Source organism: Streptomyces sp. NPDC015220 (assembly GCF_043079345.1).
Lineage (GTDB): Bacteria > Actinomycetota > Actinomycetes > Streptomycetales > Streptomycetaceae > Streptomyces.
In genome coordinates this window covers 138,351-154,707 of sequence record NZ_JBIBUK010000012.1, presented here as the reverse complement: position 1 = coordinate 154,707, position 16,357 = coordinate 138,351, and the positions used below count along the sequence as shown (strand labels likewise).

Genomic DNA, 16,357 nt, shown 5'->3' with positions numbered 1-16,357 from the left:
GGTCGGCGGCCGGGCGGCGCGGCGGCCGCGGTCAGGCAGCGAGTTCGCCGGCCTGGAGTTGCCAGAGGGATGCGTAGAGCCCGTGCAGGGCGAGGAGTTCGTCGTGCGTGCCCTGCTCGGCCACGACTCCGCCCTTGTCCATCACGTAGATCCGGTCGGCGTGGCGGACCGTGGAGAGCCGGTGGGCGATGATCACCATCGTCCGGTCGGCCGCGAAGACGCGCAGGGTGCGCTGGATGGCGGCCTCGGTCTCGTTGTCCACGGCGGAGGTGGCCTCGTCGAGGATCACGACCGGGGTGTCCTTGAGGATCGCGCGCGCGAGCGCGATCCGCTGCCGCTGGCCGCCGGAGAGGGCGGCGCCGCGTTCGCCGATCACCGTGTCGTAGCCGTCCGACAGCGACGCGACGAAGGTGTGCGCCTCGGCCATCGTGGCCGCTTCGACCACGGCCTCGTCCGAGGCCCCGAAGCTGCCGTAGCGGATGTTGTCGGCGATGGTGCCGTCGAAGAGGAAGGGGTCCTGTGCGACGAACCCGATCGCGTGGCGCAGGTCGTGCCGCGGTACGTCGCGCACGTCCCGCCCGTCGAGCAGCACGCTGCCGTACTCCGCGTCGTGGAATCGCATCAGCAGCTTGGCGACCGTCGTCTTGCCGGAGCCGGTGGCGCCGACGAGGGCGGTGACCCGCCCGGCGGGGATGGTCAGCGAGAGGTCCTCCAGCGCCGGCGGCCGACCGGGGTAGGCGAAGGTCACGTTGTCGAGGACGATCTCCCCGTGCACCTTCTCGTCGCCGAGCGGTCCGCCGGCGCCGTCGGTCTCGGCGGGCAGGGCGCGCAGCCGCTGGACCCGGTCGTAGGCGCTGATCGTGTGCTGGTACTGGTCGACGATGCCGCCGAGCCGGTTCATCCGCAGCAGCACCATCTGGGGCAGCCCGATCAGCGGGCTGAACACTTCGAAGGGCAGGGTGCCGTTGAGCACCGACCGGCCGCCGATCAGCAGGATTCCGGCCATCGAGCTGGTCGTGCAGACCCGGACGATCTCGGCGTGGCGGATCGTGCTCCGGTCGGTCTGCTCGTTGCTCTCCTGGGCCTGTCCGCTCAGCCGGTCGATGCGCTCGGCCTCGTAGTCCTCGGTGCAGAAGCTCTTGACGGTGGCGCCGGCCTCCAGCGTGTTCACCAACTGGCTGTGCAGCCTGGCGCGGTGCTCACCGGAGACGGCGTAGTCGGCCGCGACCTTGTCCTGGTAGTGGAACGACAGCCAGGCGATGACCGGGATGGGCAGGAACGCGATCCAGGCGATCTGCGGCGCCAGCAGCAGGAACAGCGGCACCAGGAGGGCCAGGCTGGTGCCCAGTTGCAGCAGGTCGCCCGCCGAGGTGGCGAAGAAGGCGCCCAGCTGGCGGACGTCGTCGGTGAGCGCGCCGGCGATCCGGGTGGTCCGCTCACCCTCCAGGTGCCGCAGTTCGAGGTGCTGCACATGGGCGTACGTCCGGTTGCGCCAGTCGTGTTCGATGTCTTGGCCGAGCCGGCGCCACTGGAGGTTCGAGGAGTACGACAGGCCCGCGACGGCGGCGCAGGCGACGGTCACCAGTCCCGCCAGGCCCCAGAGTTGGGCGGACGCGGTCGTCAGGCCGAAGCGGACGAGCGGCGCGGCCTCGCCCTTGATGAGGACCAGCGCGGTCCAGCCGAGAAAGGTGCCGAGCGCCATCTCGGAGACCTGGCAGGCGACCGACAGCGCGGAGGCGCGGTAGAGGCGCCGGCGGTGTGGTCCGACGATCTCCAGCAGGGGATGTCGTTCGGCTTCGGTTCCGGGCAGGCCCCGGGGCGCGTCGACCGTCCCGCGCCAGGCCTTGCGGACGACGGCCGCGGTCGCCACCGCCACTCCGCCCAGCGCCACCAACTGCCTGGTCAGCGCCGACCCGCGGATCAGCGCGACGCCGGCCGCCACCCCGCCCCCGACGGCGAGCACCGGGCCCGCGACCGCGCGGTCCGCACGCGGGGCCGGCTCGGCGGCGGGCCCTGCCGGGGCCGGACGCCCCGCTCCGGCCGGGCCCCGCACGACCAGGGTGACGGCCCTGCGGACGATCCGGCCGACGTCCGCGGCTCTCACCCGAGCGTCGTGCCGGACGAGGACCCCGCCGGTGACCGGGCTGGCCTGTGCCTCGGTGATCCCGGGAAGGCGCCGCAGGGTCGCCGCGAGGATTTCGGCCGTCCGGGGCCGTCCGATCACCGGCTCGACGTGCCAGCGCTGGCGGCCCGGAACGACCGAACGCGGACGTACATCCACGTCCGCGAAGTGATTTCCGGCTGCGGCACCCAGCAGAGATGGCATGTGTACGATCACCTTTATGGAGGTCGCGGAAACCGTGACGAGTAAGACGGATCAACGCGAGAGAGCGGGAATTCGAGGGAGAACGATGGCGGTCGGCGGATCCGCGGCCGACCGCCACTCGGGCGCGTTTCTCCGAGCCGGTGTGACGGCCCGGGCCGCTGGAGCAACCGTCAGCGCGCCTTGCCGGCGCCGGCGGTCGCGCGGTTCTTCGCGGCCCGCGCCTCGTTCTCGGCCCGGGTGACGGCCTCGTCCTTCTCGCCCTTCGGGGCGCTGCCCTCGGCGACCGGCCGGCCGTCACCCGTGGGGACGTCGACGTCGCCCGCGGCGATCTGCGCCGCCACCACCTCCGCGGTCACCTCGGCCGCCAGGTCATGGATGTTCTCCCCGGCCTCCAGGGTCGCCTTCTTCACCTCCAGGGCGATGCCGACGGACGTCTTGACGACGCCGCGCATCAACGGCTTCAGGAGACGCTTGGCCAGTGGCGCTGCGATGAGGCCGACCAGGAAGGGCGGTACTACGGGCGGCATGATGCTCCATCCTCGCTACGCATACATATGACAGGAAGCCCGGGCGCTGCGAACACTGAAGCAGCACACAGCTGGGCGGATGGAAGCACCCATTTCCAGAATTCGCGATTTCCCTGCCGGGTTGAATTCCTCGTCCATGGGGTCCAGCACCCGCTACGTCCTTCACCGTAGTAGAACCATGTCCGTCGAAGCCCAATCGCCTCGACTGGTTTCACTCAAGCGAGTGCTCTTGATCTTCTCGGTCAATATTGATCACGGTACGATGCCCACAGGCGATGCATTGGGCTTATTTTCCTACGTACGACAATTGCCGAATTCGCGTGCAGCGCCGCCGCGGGCGGGAGAACGGCGGCCCGGAAGGCGCCGCGGCAGGGCGGCCACCCGCGGCTGGGCTGACTCGCCTCCCAGCACGGAACGGACCACGACCGGCTGGCGATGAAACGGGCGTGCCCCCCGACAGGTCATTGACCGCATCGTGGAGCGCGTCGCATCGTGGACCGCCAAGGGAGCCGCCTGCGAGGACGGTCGACAGGCACCCGACGGTTCAGTCCTCGGTGCCTCCAGGGGCCCGCGGCGAGCAGGAGCGCAGGAGCGCGTGCCATGGACGCTCTCGGTGAGCGCGGTCCAGGCGGCGTCCATGCTGCATAGTTGTATACGTCGTCAACGCATTAACCCCCAGCAGTGAATAGTGGCCCGTGTACGCTGGGAGAATGACGGACAACGTGGCTTCCCCGGTCGGCCCTCTTGTCACTGGTTCCGAGATCGCTCGGCTGGCCGGAGTCACTCGGGCGGCTGTGTCCAATTGGCGTCGGCGCTACGACGACTTCCCCGCGCCCGCGGCAGGTGCCGGGAACGGCCCGCTCTATGCGCTCGCCGAGGTCCAGCAGTGGCTGGACAAGCAGCGCAAGGGCCGGGAGCTGTCACCCGAGGTCGAGTTGTGGCAGGGCATGCGGGCCGCGTACGGCGAGCAGATGATCGCCGGCCTGGCGGCGGTGGCCGCGGTGCTGGCCGGCGAACCCGGGCCAGGACTGCCGGACGACATCGCCCCCCGGCTCCGGGAACTCGCTCGCGCCGGAGAGCCCGTCGACCTCGTGAACGGGCTGACGGAACGGTTCATCGACTCCGCTCGGCGTGCGGGATCGGACCAGGTGACCCCCGAGCGCGTGGTGCGCGCCGTGTGTCACTTCGCTCCCGAGTTGCCCGCCGGCGCCACGGTCTTCGATCCCGCCTGCGGAATCGGGGTGCTGCTGCTGTCCGTCGCCTCCGAAACGGGGACGCGTTGCCGCGGTCAGGAGGCGGATGTCGACAGTGCCCGTTTCGCTCAGCTCCGCGCCGACCTGCTCGGCCGGTCACAGGTGCACGTCGTGACAGGCGATTCACTGCGGGCGGACGCATGGACGGACCTCAAGGCCGACCTCGTCGTCTGTGACCCACCGGCAGGCGTGACCGAGTGGGGACGGGAGGAACTCCTGCTGGACTCACGCTGGGAGCTCGGCGTTCCGTCCAAGGCCGAGGGGGAGCTCGCGTGGCTCCAGCATGCCTACGCGCACACGGAGCCCGGCGGTCAGGTCGTCATGGTCATGCCGGCCTCGGCGGCCTACCGCAAGGCGGGCCGCCGCATCCGCTCGGAACTCGTCCGCCGGGGCATCCTGCGCCAGGTGGTCGCCCTGCCGCCGGGGACCGCGACCTCTCACGCCCTGCCCGTGCACCTCTGGTGTCTGCGGCGCCCGGAGAACACGACGGGCACGGACACCGATCACACCGTGCGGATGGTCGACCTGACCGGCAACAGCCCCGACGGAAGCTTGGAGCCGCGCCCGGACCAGGTCGCCGACGTACCCCTGATCGAACTTCTTGACGACACCGTCGATCTGACCCCCGGCAGTCATCTGCGGTCCCGGCACCGCGACTATCCCGGGGAGTACGCCGCCCTGCGCGAGGAACTCGAGGGCCAGATCCGCCGGCTCGCCGCACTCCTGCCCGAGCTCGTGGCCGGCGGTGGACCGGGCTCACTGGACGCCGCCACCACCAGCGTCGCGGATCTCGCCCGCGCCGGACTCGTCGCGTACGAGGGTCCGGAGCCGGTCTCGGCCAGTGAGCAGCTCGACACCGACTATCTGCGGGGATTCCTGCGCAGCTCCGTCAACGCCCGCCGGTCCACCAGCGCCAGCGGGACCTACCGCCTCGACGGCAGGGGTTCACGCATCCCTCGCATGGGCATCGACGACCAGCGCCGGTACGGCTCCGTCTTCCGGGCCCTCTCCGCGTTCGAGGAGGGCATGCGCAAGGCCGACGAGCTGAGCCGACGGCTTGCCGAGATCGCCCGGGACGGCCTCGCCACCGGGGCCCTGGCGCCGCGGGAGTGAAGGCTGGGCGGCCGGTCAGGCCGCTTCCGTCGGCAGAAAGGGGCTCGGAGTCCCGCTCCACGTCACGCTCAGCGCTTCGCGAGCGCGCGTGCAGGCGACGAAGAGCAGGCAGCGTTCCCGGAGCAGATCGGCGTCGTACTGCAACGGGTCCGCCTCGCGCGGGGTGATCTCACGTGCGAACGGGACCGCGCCCTCGCCGACGCCGAGGACGGACACCGCGCGGAACCACCCCGGTCCGGACCGGCTTTCGAAGGTGTCGTAGCCGTCCCAGAAGCTCTGGGCGAAGGCGAGCCGGGGCATGCGGTCGCTTCCTCTCTGCCTGACCGTGATTTCATGGTCTTGGATGCGGGCGGTCTCCTGTCAGCCGCCCGGCGATGTGCCGGACGGCCGACAGGAGCTGTCCCGGTTCGCGGGACAGGTCGAGGCTGTGCTGGTACAGCCGCGTGCTGGGTCCGTCCGGTCCCGCGGCCGTTCCGTGCACCTCGTGGAAGCGTTCGGGCCGCCGCCCGGCCGCGTACACCAGGTGCGCCTCGCGCAGGCCGAGGACGGTGGCGTAGGCGAGGGCCTGGTACAGGTCGGCGTTGTGGAGGCCGTCGGCCTTCTCGACCTTGTACTTGGCGTCCGCGACGGCCACCGGAGTGCGGCCGTCGGCAGTGCGTACGACCAGGTCCGGGCGGATGCGTATGAGACCCGCGGTGTCGAGGTGGTGGGGATCCTGGAGGCGCGCGGTCAGGCCGCGCTCCCGGAGGGCCTCCCGCAGGGCCACCGTGACGAAGTCCTCGAACAACTGGTTCATGTCGAGCAGAAACCCGTCCACGGCGAGCGGGTCCGAACCGGGTGGCCGGTGCTCGGGCGAGGTTCCGCGCAGGACGGCCTCGGCCAGCCGTAGCGCCGGCTGGTAGCGGGAGTTCAGGCGTGAGGGCTGCCAGCGCGGCAGTTCCTGCCCGCGTGTCAGCGGCGCCGCGTCGGCGAGACGCACGCGCTGGTGGGCGAGGCGGCGCCGGACGGGTCCGGGAACGCCCGGCAGCCGCAGCAACCGCTCGGCGGCGGCGCGCAGGAGGCGGTTCTCCGCGGTGTCGGCGGTGTACGCGTCGTAGGTGATCTCGGCCGGCGGCGTCCGGCCGAAGTGCCGGCGGATCTGCTCGGCCTCGCGCAGCCGCCCGCGCACGATGAGCGCGGACTCCTCCACCTCCCGGTAGCCCTGGAGGACACCGCGCCGCAGCGCCGCGTCCATCCGACGTTCCACCGCGTGCGCCAGTGCGGGCACGACATCGTCGTACGCGCCGGTGTCGACGGTGCCCTCGCGGCTGTCGCGCCAGGCGCGGGCCGGGTCGAGACTGAACCCGAGGAGGAAGAACAACCGACTCACGGGCGTCTTGGGCATGATCCGCACGACCGGGCCACCGGGTGTGCGCAGGGCGCCGACGCGGCTGCCCGCCCGCAGCAGCCAGTGCCCGGCGCGGTCGGGGTCGGGGGTGGCGCTCCGCAGGACGCCGGAGGCGGCCAGGGCCCGCCCCTCCTCGGCGCCCAGCGGTATGGAGACGGCGGGCCCGTACTCGCGCAGTGTCACTTCGGGCACGGTCACGGGAGCTGCTCGCGCAGGGAGTCCAGGCCGTACCGGGCGGCGACGTCGACGCCCTCGCCGTAGTGGTGTTCCTCCAGCAGCGGGAGGATCTTGGTGCGCCAGGTCCGTTCCAGTCCGCCGTCGCGGTACACGCCCGGCTTCATCAGGTACGACGGGCCGATGGCGAAGTCGGCGTCGTCGATGCGGGCGTTGAGCGCGTCCAGGAGCCGGGCCGGCTCCGGGTCCCTGCCCTCGCGCTTCAGCCAGCGCGCGAGGAGCCCGGCGGTCGGCTCGGTGCGCGGGGACAGCTCCACGAACGCGAATCGGCGCCGCATCGCCGCGTCCACCAGGGCGATCGACCGGTCGGCGGTGTTCATGGTGCCGATCACGAAGAGGTTGCGCGGCAGCCAGAAGTCGTCCCCGGAGTAGGTGAGACGGACGGACCGGTCCCGGTACTCCAGGAGGAAGTACAGTTCGCCGAACACCTTGGCCAGGTTGGCGCGGTTGATCTCGTCGATGATCAGGAAGTGCGGGACGTGCCGGTTGCCCTCGCGGGAGGCGAGATCGGCGAGTTCCCGCAGCGGGCCCGCCGTCAGCCGGAACGCCACCTCCCGCGTCTCGGGATCCTCCACGGGCCGGAACCCCTCGAAGAAGTCCTCGTAGGCGTACGAAGGGTGGAACTGCACGATCTTGACCTGCTCCGGGCCGCCGCCGAAGTACTCGGCCAGCTTCATCGCCAGATACGTCTTGCCGGTGCCCGGCGGGCCGTAGAGCACCAACTGCCTCTCGTCAATGAGGAGTTCGCGTATCTCCTGCAACCAGGCGAGGTCATGGGCCAGGAGGTCGGCGGCGAGTTCGGAGCTGACGTCCGGCAGCGTCAGCTCGCGCTGCGCCGACCGCTCGGCGGTGTCCCCGGCCTCCTCCGGGGCCGTTCCCTCCACCTGCCCGAGAAGTCCGTCCAGCGCGTCGAGCACACCGGTCAGGTCCACGACATCGTGCTGCACGGACAGTTTCTGCTGCACTTCCCCCGGCAGCTCCTCGTACGGGTGGCTGTCCGCCCGCCAGGTGACGGCCCGGCGCAGATTGGACAGCCCGCCCGGCGACGCGTTCTGCACGGCGTCCCCGGTGATCCGTCCGAGGTACAGCCGGTCGTCGTCGAAGGTGGCCACCGTGTCCCCGACGCGCATCTGGGTCAGGAAGGCGTGCAACTCGTCGACGAGGCCCTGCTTCTGGTTGTACGAGGCCGCCCTCTCGTACCCCTCCTCGACGAAGCGGCGCAGCGCGCTCTTGGTGGGCTCGGTCTCCTCCAGCGGCGGCAGATGCGCGCCCGCGAGCGAGACGAACCTCTCCTCCAGCCACAACTGCCGCACCAGGTTGTGCCCGGAGACGTTGGAGCCACGCACCAGCCATGCTTTGCGCGGGGGGCGCCAGCTCGTGGACAGGTAGTCGGCGAGCGGATGGCCCTCGGCGGTGCGCCAGGACTCCGGGCCGGAGGCGTCATAGCCGTACACCAGCGCGGCGGCGGCCGAGGAGGAGTTGCACGCGATGTCCCGGGTCGTCACCCAGTACGGCTGTGCCTCGGGCCGGGCAGGGCCGGCGGGTGCGTCGGCGAAGCCGCCGTCCGCGCGCAGTTCGGCGCGCCTCCGGCGCGCGTGGTCGCCGAGCCCCGGCCACGCCTCGGCGACCACTGACGAGCCCTCCAGCAACAGGAACCTGTGCGTGCCGTTGCCGCCGAACTCGGTGAGCAGGTGCCCGCGGGCCTCGCCACCGTCCTTGGGCAGCTTGATGCGGAACTCGGGGGTGCCGGGGAGCCGGTCGAGCTGTGGCATGGACGACCTTCCGGGAGGAGCGCGCCAGCGTGAACGCGCTCACCTTACTTGTTGACGCCGTCAATCGACCTCGCTCGAACGAGTAAACGGCTGGACACCGCACTCGGTGACGGGATCGTCGGGCCGAGCCGACCACCCGGTCCCTGCTCCGTGTTGATCCGCAAGGAGTTCTTCGAGGCAGTCGGCAGAGTCCTCGACTCGCCAAGGCCGAGCGCAAGCTCTTGGACGAGGGCCGCCCCAGGACCGTCGACAACGTGGCCTACGCGACCGGCCTCACCTTCGCCGACGTGGAGCAGGTGCGGTCGCCGGCGGCCGGCACATCCGCGACGTCCCGGAGCGCGCCGAGCGGCTGTTGGACTGACACGTGTGAGCCAGAAGCAGCGGCCTTGCAGGGCGGCGTTGGCGGCCGGCTCCGCGACGACGGTGCGCCGGTCGGGTTTTCGGTACCTCGCCGCGCGTCGATCCGGCCGTTTCCTCGCACACGGTCGGGTGCCCCACGAGCAACCGGATCTCTCAGCCGAGCCCCGGGCGCCGATGCCGCCAGTACTGGTGGGCTTTCAGCACCTCGTAACTCCATGCCATCTGTTGCTGGGCGGTGGTGTCCGAGCACGCCAGGCCGAGCTGTTCCGCGATGACCGGGAAACGGGGGTGCATCTGCCGGTCGCCGACCGTGACGAGAGCGCAGAGAAGAGGCTCTCCCTTTTGGCGCTCCTCGTCCACCAGCCACAGGATGACGCTCTGGTCGTCACGGTGGAGCCGCGGCAGTGCGGGGAGGCGCATGCCGATACGGGACCAGGTGGTGGTCGCGCCCATACGGGCGGTCTGCTCCAGCAGCGGGCGGAGCTCGGTGGCGATCTCCGACAGCTGACCGGTCCCCAGCAGGGGCGGCTCGTCACGACGAGCCGGTGTCCGAGAACCGGAACCGGCCATGTGCGAGGGCGGACGGTTCGCCCCGGTGTCCTTGACGGGCTTCGCCTCGCGGCGCGGCACGTGACCGCTCGCGCGTTTCTCGGCCGGGCGGGTACCCGGACGCATCGTGGAGCGCTGCCGGGTCGGGGACTCCTGCCGGACATCCGCCGTCGCCGCACGCCGACGCCCCTCCTCCAGCCAGGACGCGGAGTTGAGTACTTTCTTGAACGCCTGAAGTTCCTCCCGCTGATTCCTGGTCTCGCTGGGCGGCGCCTCGGCCACCTGGGACCAGGCCAGCGAGTACAGGCCGGTCGCCTCGGCCACCGCGTATCTCTCCACGGCACGCTGAAGGTCCAAGAGGATGTGGTTGAGGTTCCGGTGGAGACGAGCGACGTCCATGGCGGTGCGCACGGGGCGACCCGTGGTCCTGCGACGGAAGTCCGTCTGCCAGCTCGAGCCGCCGCTGAGACGTACCCGGTTTCGCATCGAACCATCCCCCAACCAGTGACACGCCGTGCGGCTCGTCCGCGATCCGGACGAGAAGGCCGTTTCCCGTGACTGGCCCCCCGCATGGTCAAGCAACGCTAGAACCGTAGAAGAGTGCGTTGGCACCGTCAACAGAGCGTATGCTGAGAGTTGTTCGACTTTCACGGTTCCAGCCACTGAGTGGGCACCGGTCGCTGTGCTCGCGTCGCCTGCACCGACCCGCTGTGCCGGGAGGTGGCCGACGTGGATCGAGTGACACACGGTGCCGTGATTCGGCTATACCGTTCTGCTGGGACGTCAGCCCTGGACTGACGTGGGGATGAGTTGGGGGGACGATGATCGACTATCGCAAGGCGACGAACGTTCCGGTCTGGACGTTGGCCACACGTGATGTCCAGGTACCGGCGGTGTTCGGGGACGGGCCGATGACGGCTGAGCGGCTGAATGAACTCAGGGGAGTGCTGGCCGCGTTGGCCGACCAGCCGATCGCCACGCTCGAGGCGCATCCGCTGCCCGACAAGCTCGACCGCGGCCGTGGTATCCCGCTCGATGCCGCCAGCCCCCTGGCGCAGCACCTGTCGCAGCTCATCACCGAGTCGGCGAAAGCTTCCGCCACGGCCGCCAAGGCGACGGCCTCCGGCGAGATGCTGTGCCGTGTGGTGGTCCCGGCGAAGGTCGCCGCCGAGTTCGGGCAGGGGCTGGTCCGCTGGATGGTGCCGAAGGGGTCGACGGGCGAGTTCTACGGTGACCTCGTGCATACGACGACGGGTCAGATCGCCGCCAAAGCGACGATTGTGCCGGTCAGCGGAGCGGCGGCGGCGGGCACGGTCGGTGGCGCGGGTGCGACCGCCGGTGCCGCGGCCGCGGGTGGCACGGTGCTCACCGTGGCTGCTCCGCTCGTGCTCATGGCGGTGGCCGTCGGGGTCAGCGCGCACGCCGACCGCAAGCGGCAGCAGGCCATCGCGCACATCACGGACCTGCTGGAGCAGCTTCAGGCCGACAAGCTCGACGACGAGCACAGCGCACTCAACGGCTGCCGTCCCGCCATCGACAAGGCCACGGCCATCCTGCTCGACCAGGGCAAGCTCGGTGTCTCGCTGGGACTCGATTCGGCAGTGCACACCATCGACACGGCACTGAGCAAGGCCGACATCCGTCTGGCCCGTTGGCGGAGCGCGCTCGACAAGCTGCCCGCCGGCGAGCCCGTCGAGATCGGCACGCTGACCGAGTCCTTCCCTGGCGTGGACGAGCAGGGCGGTACGTTCCGCACCCATGTCGAACTGGCGGAGCTGGCCATGGCGTTGAAACGGCGCGTCAACGTCCTCCAGGCAGTCGAGCGAGCCCAGAGCGAGCCGGACAATCTGTTCGAGAACTTCGCCCGTGCCCTCAAGGGCGACGAGCGGCGTCTCAACGAGCTGGAGTCGGGCATCGCCGGTGTGCTGGTGCGCCTGTCGACGCTGGAGCTGGCGCGCCCGAGCGGCAAGCGCCCCGTCTTCACGACCGGTGAGGTCGACCGGCTCCTGCGCGCGGCGTACCAGATCCGCCGCCTGGGCGACGGCGTCGCACTCAACGGCCGCCCGACGGACGTGGCGATCGAGATCGCCCGTGACCGGGACGGCTCGGTGGTGGTGTTCCCGGCGCTGTCCGCTCAGGCGTAGCGCCGCGGGGAGAAGGGTGAGGGCGCGGCCTCGGCGCGATCGCGTAGGCCTGGGAAGGGAAGGCCTGCCCGACGGGCGCCGCGTCGTGCCCCGGTCGTGCGCTGGTGAGCGCCTTCTCAGTTTCTGATGCACGGTCAGGAGCGTGGCGCTTAAGGTCACCCCATGGTGGGGTTGAAAATGCTGCAGGGGTATCTGCTCGAAGAGGTGCTCGCCTGGCTGCTGAGGTCCAGTGGATACCGTCTGCTGACGGAGGCTGACGACACGGCCAGGCCCCCGTGGAAGGTGTTGGAGAAGCGCAAGCACGGGCTGGTGGTCCGGGGGCGGGGGGCGTGGCACCAAGCGGACACTCTGGGAGAGTTCCCGTACGTCCCTCCCTTCTCGCTCCCGGTCCGGCTGTTCGCCGAGGCCAAGTTCACCAGCTACCGGGTCGGACTGGCTGTCCTGCGCAACGGCCACGGTGTCGTGCACGATCTGAACGAAGGCGTCGTCACCACACTGAGCGATGGTGCGGGCCCTCGGCGCCCGAGGACGCGCTACCACTACAGTTACGCGATCTTCTCGACGTCAGGGTTCACGCGGGACGCGCAGGAGTACGCGCTGGCGCATCAGATCTCGCTCATCGATCTGTCTCTGCCTGACTTCAAGCCCCTGTGCGGGCTGGTGAAGGCCGCCGCCAAGTCGGTCTACGACGCGACCAGGCAGATGCCTCCGAGTCAGCGGCCCACCGTGTACGAGATCCGCAACTACGTACGCCGCCACCTGCTGGGCATGCACGAGGACCCTGTGCCCAGCTCCCCCTCGGTGACTCGTCCGCTGGACACGCTGGTGGCTGACCTGCGGTGTCTGTCGCTCGGGCTCGTCCTCGCCTTCCCGGCGGCTCCCTTCGTCCTCGGGCTCGTCTCCGACGATCTCCAGCACTTCTTCAGATACGCGCGGGAACGTCCCACTCACGCGGTGCGCGTGCGTAGGAGCGACCGGAAAGCAGGGCATCCCCTCTGGTCCCTCGAACCCCGCGAAGGACGCGCCTACAGGCTGACCTTCAGCCTCCCGGAGCACGTCGAGGACTGGATTCTCGACCAGGAAGAGGGGATCCGTTCCCGCACCCGTTGGACTGCGCGTGACCTGCTCTCCGCCATCACTCTCTACTGGGTCGACGATGGTCACACCCACACCTTCCGGCTCCACTACGACCCGGACGAGTTCCGTGAGGTCAGCGGAAGGCCCAGACAACCGTTCAGCGACTTCGACAACCTGTACTGACCCCGAGGGGCGGGCGGCTTGGTGTGGTCGACGCCCTACTGTGCCGCGGCCGGGGGAGAGTCGGCGCTGTGGGCCGTCGAAGCGGTCAGGGACTGGTGTCGTGCAGGTCCGCGCGGACGGTCTTGCCGCTGGGTGGGTAGGGAACGCAGTCCCAGTGGTCGGCGAGGGCGGTGACGAGGGTCAGGCCGCGGCCGCCGGTCCGGAGCGCGCCGGGTTCGGTGTCCGCCGGGGCGGGCCACGGGTGGAGGTCCCCGCGGGCGTCGCTGACCTCGACGCGGAGGCGGCCGGCGGCCGGGTCGAGGAGGAGGGACAGCCGGAAGCAGCGGCCGGGCACGTGGCCGTGGAGGACGGCGTTGGCGGCCAGCTCCGCGACGACGAGTTCGGCACGCTCCGTCAGGTCCTGTGGGGCGCCCCAGGACCGCAGTTCGGTCACGGCGAGCAGCCGGGCGAGACGGGCGCCGCGCCGCGTGGACGACAGCAGTTGCGTGAAGGTGCCGACCGGGGCGCCGACTTGGGGTGTCGCGTGGTTCATGACGCCAGAGTGGCGGCCGGGCGCGGGTGTGGGCGAGAGCGCAGCCCCGTACGCGGGGTGTGCGTACGGAGGCGGGCAGGAGCCGGTGCGCGCCGGGTGCTCTACGCGCACGGGCAGGCCAGTTCGGGCTTCGCGCGGTTCGGGGAGCATGTCACCACGGCCAGGGAGAGGTACGAGGGGCGTTCGAGGTAGTGGCCGTACGACACGTCGGCGCCCGCGTGCAGCCGCTCGGCGGCGGCGTCCACCAGGCGGGCCAGGCGGGCGGTGTCCCGGTCGACCTCCGACGCGAACCGGGGCGCGTACTCGGCCAGCCGCTCACCGAGCCAGGCCGCGGCCTCCTTCGCCTCGTCCCAGCTGCCCCGGACCAGTGAGCGGGGCTTGACGAGCCAGTACGCCGTCTCCAGGGGCGGGAGGTCCGACGTGGTGAACTCGGCGGCCACCTCGCGGTAGCGCTGGATCAGTTCCGGTCTGCTTCCGGCCGGGGGCGGATTGGGGTGCGGGGGCCGCCGCAGGGCCTCGTCGTCGAAGCGTTGCTTCGGGCCTGTCCACAGATAGGCGTGGTGGTGCACGAGCCGTTCCCGTTTCGAGAGGCGTCGGCCGGGCGCGGGGCGGTCCCGGCCCGGCCGACGGGAGGGAGGGGAGAGGGTCAGGCGTCGAGGCCGAAACGCGCCGGGTCGATTCCGGCCGCGTCCAGCTCCTCGGTGGTGAACCGCAGCGGCTGTGCGTCCGGCCGCTTGCTGTCGCCCAGGGCCCAGGCGTCCTCGCCGATCCGGGCCAGCGTCACGCACCCCTCGGTGCAGGGGCCGCCGCACGCCTTCACGAACGAGGCCCCGCTGATGTCGAGCGCGTACAGGTGGGTTCCGTCCTGCATCACTGCACCTTCTTCCTGCTCATCTGGTTCACGGCCGTGACCGGCCGCCGCCGCCCGTGCCGGGCGGGAGTCCGGGGAGAGGCGGCGGCCGCGGGTGGGACCGGACGGGGCCTTCCCCGCTCTCCATGGCGCCAGAGTGGCGGCCGGAGGAGGGCGGGGACGAGTACCGCGCCCCGTACGCTGAGTCAGCGTACGGACACGAAGAGTGGACGGTACGTTCCGTTCTCCGCCACGCTGGGCGGCGAGCACGAGGCGGTGTACGGAGCCGTCGTGGTGCGGTACGCAAGAAAGGGGCGGCGGATGGAGAACGTAGGAGTCCAGGGGGAGGCGACCGGTGACGTCGGCGCACGGGTGGTTCCGGCGGGGGAGTGGGAGCGGGAGCCCCATCCGTCGGACAGCCTGCGGACGTTCGGCGCGGTCGTCCAGGCCTTACGCGAACACGCCGGACTCAGCCGCGCCGAGCTCGCCGCCCGGGTGCAGTACTCCAAACACACGGTGGAATCGGTGGAGTTGGGCCGCCGCATGCCGGACCAGGCGTTCGTGGAACGCGCGGAGGAGGCCACCGGCAACACCGGTGCGCTGCGGAAGGCGGCCCGTCATCTCACGCGGGGCGAGGTGGGGTTGGCGGCCTGGTTCCGGCGGTGGGCTCGCCTGGAGCGGGAGGCGGTGAGTCTGTGCACGTACGAGTGCCGGTTGGTGCCGGGGTTGTTGCAGTCGGAGGCGTATGCGCGGGCGGTGTTCGAGGGCACCATTCCGCTGCGGACCGATGGGGAGCTGGAGGAACAGCTCAGGGCGCGAATGGAACGGCAAGCGATGATGCGGGAGCGGCCGCGGGTGCCGTTCAGTTTCATCGTCGAGGAGCACGTGTTCCGGCGGCGGTTCGGGGATGCGGGGGTGATGCGTGAGCTGGTGGACCACGTGCTGGAGCGCAGTACCCCGCGCAACGTGACGCTTCAGGTGGTTCCGCTGGAGACCGGGCTGCATGCCTGTCTCGACGGTCCCGTGCAGGTCCTGGAGACACCGGAGGGGCGACGACTCGGCTACTCCGAGGGCCAGAAGAACGGGCGGTTGATCTCCGACCCGAAAGAGGTGAGTGTGCTCTGCCAGCGCTATGAAACACTGCGCTCGCAGGCCCTGAGCCCCACCGAATCCCGGGCCTTGCTGGAGCGACTGCGAGGAGAGCTATGAGCAGCGGTACGACGGAACTCGCCTGGTTCAAGTCCAGCTACAGCGGCAGCGAGGGCGACAGTTGCGTGGAGGTCGCGATCGCCGAACAGGCCGTCCACGTAAGGGACTCCAAGGACGTGACCCGCCCGGCCTTCGCGGTGAGCCGTGAGCGCTGGGGACAGTTCGTGCGGTTCGCGTCGGAGCGGTGAGTGACTTGGGGGCGTGCCGTCCGCCGGGTGGCGGGCGGCACGCCCTTATCGCGTTCGGGAGTCCTTGGTCTCGCTCGCGGGGGCGTAGCCCAAGGCCACGCGGTCTATGTAACGCTTGCTGAAGCTGTCGAAGGGGTTGCGCTTCGCCCTTCGGCGGCGGGACTTCGGCTTGGGCTTCGGGGCTGAGTCAGGCTTAGAAACGGGTTGCGGCTTGGGCTTCGGAGCGACCTTGGACTTCAGGACTGGGTTCGGCTTGGGCTTCTTGTCGCTCTTGGGTACTGCCGTGCTGCCTGTTCCGAACTTCTTCCGCAGCTCGGCGAGCTGTTTGTGCTCCTGCACGGTTTGTGAAGCCGGAAGGGCTTCCATGAGCGCCCGAGCGCGGCTCAAGAGGTAACGGGCTTCGGTCCGGTGCTTGGTGGCGCTGGCCATCTGTAGCGCTTTGATCGCGCGTTGCAGAGCCTGAAGCTTCCCTGCCTGCCCCTTTGGCAGAGGGAAGTCACCGCCACTCGAACGCCGCTGACTGGCGACGCGGCCATGCCAGTCAGTACCCGAGGTCAGGACGACAGTCGAGCGAGGGTTGCTGGTCTGGCTTTTACGTACCACGTGCGTTGGTTCCTTGGTGGAGCGGTAGGGCATGCCCTGGGGTGGCCACC

Annotated in this window: 14 protein-coding genes and 1 pseudogene; 5 read left to right on the top strand and 10 right to left on the bottom strand. The window is 70.4% G+C overall.

What is annotated here, in order from left to right; translation table 11 throughout:
* Nucleotides 1-31: 31 nt before the first annotated feature.
* Together ACF061_RS23600 and ACF061_RS23595 are read right to left on the bottom strand one after the other, a co-directional pair.
* Entirely contained in the window at nt 32-2,326 is a 2,295-nt protein-coding gene (locus ACF061_RS23600; RefSeq protein ID WP_392268923.1) for an ATP-binding cassette domain-containing protein, read from the bottom strand.
* A gap of 170 nt (nt 2,327-2,496) precedes the next feature.
* The gene (locus tag ACF061_RS23595) at nt 2,497-2,853 is read right to left on the bottom strand and encodes a DUF5132 domain-containing protein (RefSeq protein ID WP_392268922.1); all 357 of its coding nucleotides are present in this window, start codon (nt 2,851-2,853) and stop codon (nt 2,497-2,499) included.
* Nucleotides 2,854-3,563: 710 nt separating this feature from the next.
* Here ACF061_RS23595 and ACF061_RS23590 point away from each other — a divergent pair.
* A complete protein-coding gene (locus ACF061_RS23590; RefSeq protein ID WP_392268921.1) occupies nt 3,564-5,219 on the top strand; it encodes an N-6 DNA methylase in 1,656 nt (551 codons plus the stop codon).
* Between the two features lie 15 nt (nt 5,220-5,234).
* Here ACF061_RS23590 and ACF061_RS23585 read toward each other — a convergent pair.
* From ACF061_RS23585 to ACF061_RS23570, 4 genes and pseudogenes are all read right to left on the bottom strand, one after another.
* Nucleotides 5,235-5,444 (bottom strand): annotated as a pseudogene (locus tag ACF061_RS23585) (hypothetical protein); the annotation flags it as partial.
* 106 nt (nt 5,445-5,550) lie between these two features.
* The gene (locus ACF061_RS23580) at nt 5,551-6,804 is read right to left on the bottom strand and encodes an McrC family protein (RefSeq protein ID WP_392268920.1); all 1,254 of its coding nucleotides are present in this window, start codon (nt 6,802-6,804) and stop codon (nt 5,551-5,553) included.
* On the bottom strand, nt 6,801-8,612 hold the full coding sequence (locus ACF061_RS23575) for an McrB family protein (protein ID WP_392268919.1): 1,812 nt from the start codon (nt 8,610-8,612) through the stop codon (nt 6,801-6,803). The genes ACF061_RS23580 and ACF061_RS23575 overlap by 4 nt, the downstream gene beginning before the upstream one ends.
* A gap of 513 nt (nt 8,613-9,125) precedes the next feature.
* Nucleotides 9,126-9,932, bottom strand: coding sequence for a hypothetical protein (locus ACF061_RS23570; protein WP_392268918.1), 807 nt, complete (start codon nt 9,930-9,932; stop codon nt 9,126-9,128).
* Between the two features lie 410 nt (nt 9,933-10,342).
* On the opposite strand from ACF061_RS23570, the gene ACF061_RS23565 reads away from it, so the two are divergent.
* Nucleotides 10,343-11,665: a hypothetical protein gene (locus ACF061_RS23565; protein ID WP_392268917.1), complete on the top strand. Its 1,323-nt coding sequence runs from the start codon at nt 10,343-10,345 to the stop codon at nt 11,663-11,665.
* A gap of 162 nt (nt 11,666-11,827) precedes the next feature.
* Nucleotides 11,828-12,925 carry a hypothetical protein gene (locus ACF061_RS23560; RefSeq protein WP_392268916.1) on the top strand — a complete coding sequence of 366 codons (1,098 nt, stop codon included), beginning with the start codon at nt 11,828-11,830 and terminating at the stop codon, nt 12,923-12,925.
* Between the two features lie 85 nt (nt 12,926-13,010).
* Here ACF061_RS23560 and ACF061_RS23555 read toward each other — a convergent pair whose 3' ends face one another.
* The 3 genes from ACF061_RS23555 to ACF061_RS23545 all read right to left on the bottom strand — a co-directional run bounded on the left by ACF061_RS23555 (nt 13,011) and on the right by ACF061_RS23545 (nt 14,328).
* Complete coding sequence (locus ACF061_RS23555) at nt 13,011-13,457, bottom strand: ATP-binding protein (protein WP_392268915.1); 447 nt, start codon at nt 13,455-13,457, stop codon at nt 13,011-13,013.
* Nucleotides 13,458-13,558: 101 nt separating this feature from the next.
* Complete coding sequence (locus ACF061_RS23550) at nt 13,559-14,026, bottom strand: hypothetical protein (protein WP_392268914.1); 468 nt, start codon at nt 14,024-14,026, stop codon at nt 13,559-13,561.
* A gap of 77 nt (nt 14,027-14,103) precedes the next feature.
* Complete coding sequence (locus ACF061_RS23545; RefSeq protein WP_392268913.1) at nt 14,104-14,328, bottom strand: DUF397 domain-containing protein; 225 nt, start codon at nt 14,326-14,328, stop codon at nt 14,104-14,106.
* Nucleotides 14,329-14,628: 300 nt separating this feature from the next.
* Between ACF061_RS23545 and ACF061_RS23540 the strand changes: the two genes are divergently transcribed.
* The gene (locus tag ACF061_RS23540) at nt 14,629-15,516 is read left to right on the top strand and encodes a Scr1 family TA system antitoxin-like transcriptional regulator (RefSeq protein ID WP_392268912.1); all 888 of its coding nucleotides are present in this window, start codon (nt 14,629-14,631) and stop codon (nt 15,514-15,516) included.
* Nucleotides 15,513-15,704 carry a DUF397 domain-containing protein gene (locus ACF061_RS23535; protein ID WP_392268911.1) on the top strand — a complete coding sequence of 64 codons (192 nt, stop codon included), beginning with the start codon at nt 15,513-15,515 and terminating at the stop codon, nt 15,702-15,704. Before ACF061_RS23540 ends, ACF061_RS23535 begins: the two co-directional genes overlap by 4 nt.
* A 45-nt stretch (nt 15,705-15,749) precedes the next feature.
* Here the strand turns inward: ACF061_RS23535 and ACF061_RS23530 are convergent, their stop codons facing one another.
* Complete coding sequence (locus ACF061_RS23530; RefSeq protein ID WP_392268910.1) at nt 15,750-16,307, bottom strand: hypothetical protein; 558 nt, start codon at nt 16,305-16,307, stop codon at nt 15,750-15,752.
* Nucleotides 16,308-16,357 lie beyond the last annotated feature (50 nt).